Source organism: Caldisalinibacter kiritimatiensis (genome assembly GCF_000387765.1).
In the GTDB taxonomy this organism is placed as follows: Bacteria; Bacillota; Clostridia; order Tissierellales; family Caldisalinibacteraceae; genus Caldisalinibacter; species Caldisalinibacter kiritimatiensis.
The window spans coordinates 1-4,222 of the sequence record NZ_ARZA01000116.1; the positions used below are offsets into that span (position 1 = coordinate 1).

General features: G+C 30.8%; 6 protein-coding genes. All 6 read right to left on the reverse strand.

Annotation, left to right across the window (positions count from 1 at the left end):
* Positions 1 to 6: 6 nt before the first annotated feature.
* Positions 7 to 450, reverse strand: a complete 444-nt coding sequence (locus L21TH_RS05685) for a GatB/YqeY domain-containing protein (protein WP_006311512.1) — start codon at positions 448 to 450, stop codon at positions 7 to 9.
* 12 nt (positions 451 to 462) lie between these two features.
* Positions 463 to 648: a 30S ribosomal protein S21 gene (rpsU, locus tag L21TH_RS05690; RefSeq protein WP_006311514.1), complete on the reverse strand. Its 186-nt coding sequence runs from the start codon at positions 646 to 648 to the stop codon at positions 463 to 465.
* Positions 649 to 772: 124 nt separating this feature from the next.
* Positions 773 to 1,117 (reverse strand): histidine triad nucleotide-binding protein, encoded by a 345-nt coding sequence (locus L21TH_RS05695; protein WP_006311516.1) that lies wholly within the window; start codon positions 1,115 to 1,117, stop codon positions 773 to 775.
* A 103-nt stretch (positions 1,118 to 1,220) separates the two neighbouring features.
* The gene (mtaB, locus tag L21TH_RS05700; protein WP_006311521.1) at positions 1,221 to 2,525 is read right to left on the reverse strand and encodes a tRNA (N(6)-L-threonylcarbamoyladenosine(37)-C(2))-methylthiotransferase MtaB; all 1,305 of its coding nucleotides are present in this window, start codon (positions 2,523 to 2,525) and stop codon (positions 1,221 to 1,223) included.
* Between the two features lies 1 nt (position 2,526).
* Positions 2,527 to 3,273, reverse strand: coding sequence for a 16S rRNA (uracil(1498)-N(3))-methyltransferase (locus tag L21TH_RS05705; RefSeq protein ID WP_006311522.1), 747 nt, complete (start codon positions 3,271 to 3,273; stop codon positions 2,527 to 2,529).
* The coding region (gene prmA, locus L21TH_RS05710) for a 50S ribosomal protein L11 methyltransferase (protein WP_006311523.1) at positions 3,266 to 4,222 on the reverse strand (957 nt) is incomplete at its 5' end. The genes prmA and L21TH_RS05705, both read right to left, overlap by 8 nt.

Below are 4,222 nucleotides of genomic sequence, written 5' to 3' on the forward strand. Positions count from 1 at the left end.
CTTTGTTTATTGTAAATGTTGCATAACTATTTTATTAACGGTTTTTCCATCGGCTTTACCCTTAACTTTTGGCATTACATATGACATAACTTTACCTATGTCTTTTTTAGAATTAGCGCCTACTGCATCAATAGCTTCTCTTACTAGTTCATCTATTTCTTCTTCAGTTAATTGACGTGGTAGATACTCCATAAGAATATCTATTTCTTTTTGTGTAAGCTCTATTAAATCTTCTCTTCCACCTTTATTAAACTCTTCTATAGCGTCTTTCTTTTGCTTAACTTGTTTAGATATAATTTCTATGATTTGTTCATCTTCTAATTCAACTCTTTCGTCAACTTCTCTTTGTTTAATAGCCGACCTAACCATTGTAATTACATTTTTACGCACTTTATCTTTGTCTTTCATTGCAGCCTTCAGATCATTCATTAACTTTTCTTTCAAAGCCATGCTTTTCACCTCTTATCTGTTTCTTCTTCTTTTTTTTCTTCTAGCTGCTTCGGCTTTCTTTTTACGCTTTACACTTGGTTTTTCATAATGCTCTCTTTTTCTGGCTTCTTTTAAAACTCCAGAAACTGCACATTGTTTTCTGAATCTTCTTAGAGCATGGTCAAGTGATTCATTTTGCTTTACTTTTACCTCAGCCATCTACTTTCCCTCCCCTCATCCCACCCGGCATCCTAACCCTATATTTAACTTAAATAAAGATGCTGTAAGTGGAATTGTCAACTGAAATATTATATACGAAAAATGATTATTTTGCAATAGTGTTTTAACCTGGAGGCCACATCATATTTCTACCACCTAGTAAATGATAATGAAGATGGAATACAGTTTGTCCTCCTTCTTTCCCACTATTAGTAACTACTCTATATCCTTTTTCATTAATTCCTTTTTCTTTCGCTATTGTTTTTATTACTAAATGTATATGTCCTATTATATCACTATTCTCTTCATTAATATCATTAATTGAAGTAATATGCTCTTTAGGTATTACTAATATATGTACAGGTGCTTGCGGCTCAATATCTTCAAACGCAATAACTTTTTCATCTTCATATACTTTATTAGCTGGTATTTCTCCTTTAACTATCTTACAGAATATACAGTCATTCATGCATTTCACCTCCTCAGCTAAAGCTAGTGAAGTTTATAATATATACTAGAATATAAAACCAGCCTTTATTAATTCTATATTCGATATAACTGCTAAAATTCCTTCATTTTTGTATTTTACCTAATAAACTTCCTTTTTGTACTTTTTCAATTTTAACTGGAAGAATCTTTCCTTCCAATTTTACATCTCCTTTTGCAATTACATTTATATAGTTTGTAGTGTAACCTCCAATAGTGCCCTCTTTTGAATTTACTTGCTCTTCAAATAATACATCAGTAATACGCCCAACAAATCTTTCATTAAATTCTTTTGTAAGTCTTCTACCTAGCTCTATCAACCTTTTACTTCTTTCACTTTTAACTTCTCCACTGATTTGACCTTTAAATTTGGCTGCTGGAGTCCCTTTTCGTGGTGAATACTTAAAAACATGAATTCTTGAAAAACCTATTTCCTTAACAAAATCATACGTTTCTTGAAACTCTTTATCTGTTTCACCTGGAAAACCAACTATTATATCAGTAGTAATTCCTACATCGGGCATATATTTTCTTATCAAGTTGACAATATCTTTGTATTGTTCAGTAGTATACTTTCTATTCATACGCTTTAAAACCGAATTGCTCCCACTTTGTAAGGACAAATGAAAATGATTACACAGTTTAGGTAATTTCACAATTCTCTTCATAAATTCTTCTGTAACTATTGTAGGTTCTAATGAACTCAATCTAATTCTTTCTATACCTTCAATTTCATGAATCTTTTCTATTACATCAATTAAACTAACATTACCTATATCCTTTCCATATGAAGCTACATGTATCCCTGTTAATACAATTTCTTTAAATCCTTTATCAGCAAGTTTTTTTACTTCTTTAATAACATTTTCAAGCTTCCTACTTCTAATAGGCCCTCTAGCATAAGGAATAATACAATATGAACAGTATTGATTACAGCCTTCTTGTATTTTGATAAATGCCCTTGTTTTGCCTTTTACATCTTCTATAGATAACTCCTCATATTCTTTTATCTGCATTATATCTTCTACAGTATTTATTCTTTCATTTTTTTCTTTAGCTTCTTCACATAGTTCTACAATTCTACTTTTATCCTGTGTACCAATAATTAAATCCACATCCTCAATTTCTAGAACCTTTTCAGGAGCAACTTGAGGATAGCACCCAACAACTCCAACTATAGAATCCTTATTTAATCTCTTTGCACGCCTAATAAATTGTCTAGATTTTCTATCACTCATATTGGTAACAGTACATGTGTTTATAATATAAACATCAGCTTTTTCATCAGAATCAACTACTTCATATCCTTTTTTCTTAAATAAATCCACCATTGCCTGTGTTTCAAACTGATTAACTTTACATCCTAATGTATAAAATGCCACTTTATTCAACTTAAATCACTCCTAGGTCTCCGAGTTCATACATAATTACTGCTATAGTCGTAAATCCAGCTGTCTCAGTTCTTAAAATTCTAGGCCCTAATGACACTATATGAGCACCAATTTTTTTCAACTTATTAACTTCAGATTCATCAAAGCCACCTTCAGGACCTATAACTATATTTACTCTTTTTCCATTATACTTTTTTAGTATATCCTTTAAACCGATTCTATTTTCATCTTCATAAGGAACTAAACTAAATTCGTCGTTTTTTATATTCGAAATCATTTCTTCAAATGTCATAACATTTCCAATTTCAGGAATAATCCCTCTTCTACTTTGTTTAGCAGCTTGTTCCGATATTTTTTGCCATCTGCTTATTTTCTTTTGTTCTTTATTAGTATTCTTAATCTTTACAACCGTCCTAGTTGTTAAAACTGGTACTATCTTTGTTACTCCCAGTTCAACACATTTTTGAATTATTAAATCCATTTTAGCTGATTTAGGCAACCCTTGATATAGAACAATTTCAACTGGTGGTTCACTATTCGACTTAGTTTTTTTCAATACTTCACATTCAATATAGTCTTTTTCTATCCTCGATATTTTTGCAGTAAAATCATTTTTTTCTTTATCACACAATACAACTGTATCATCAACGCCTAATCTAAGTACTTTTGTTATATGTTTTACATCTTCTCCTACTATAAACACTTTATTCTCTTTTATATTTTCCTTGTCTACAAAAAATCTATGCATGATTATTCCCTTCTTTTAATTTTGCTGCTAAACATACCCATTCTCCCATTGCCATTCTATCTATTATTTGTAATCCTTCCTTTTCTAAAGCATCTTTTACTAAATTTTCTTTTTCCAATATAATTCCTGAAGTAATAAAAACTCCATCCTCTAATAAATATTCAGGAATATATTTAGCTAGCTTTACAATTACTTCAGCAATTATATTGGCTACTATAACATTTGCTTTACCTTCTACTTTATCTAATAAATCACCATGTCTTATTTGAACAATATTAGATACACCATTTTTTCTTACATTTTCCTTTGCTACTATTATAGAAGCATCGTCTAAATCTACACCTATCGCATTAATTGCTCCTAACTTAGCTGCTGCTATTGATAATATACCTGTACCACATCCAACATCAAAAACTATATCATGCTTATGCACATGTTTCTCTAACTGTATTAAGCACATTGATGTCGTTTCGTGTGTTCCTGTTCCAAATGCCATTCCTGGATCTATTTCTATAACTATTTCATCATCTTTCTTGCTATACTCTTCCCAAGATGGTTTGATAACTATTCTTTCTCCTATTTTCTTAGGCTTATAGTATTTTTTCCATGATTCCGACCAGTCTTTTTCATATACTTCAGAAGTGGTAACCTCACCTAACCCTTTGTCCAAATTATATTGAGGGATTTTTTCCACATTTTGTTTTATAAGCTCTATTTTATCTATTAAATCTTCACTTTCTGGTAAATATCCCTTTACAATAACCCCTTCAAAATCGTTTTCTAATAAATCCGGATCTACATAATCCCAATCTTCTTCACTTTTATTTAACATGATGATATCATTAGGGTCTTCAATTACCAACCCACCTACCCCTGATTCATATAGAATATTTGATACAGCTTCAACAGCCTCAGTAGTAGTTTTAATTTGGACTTCAATCCATTTCAT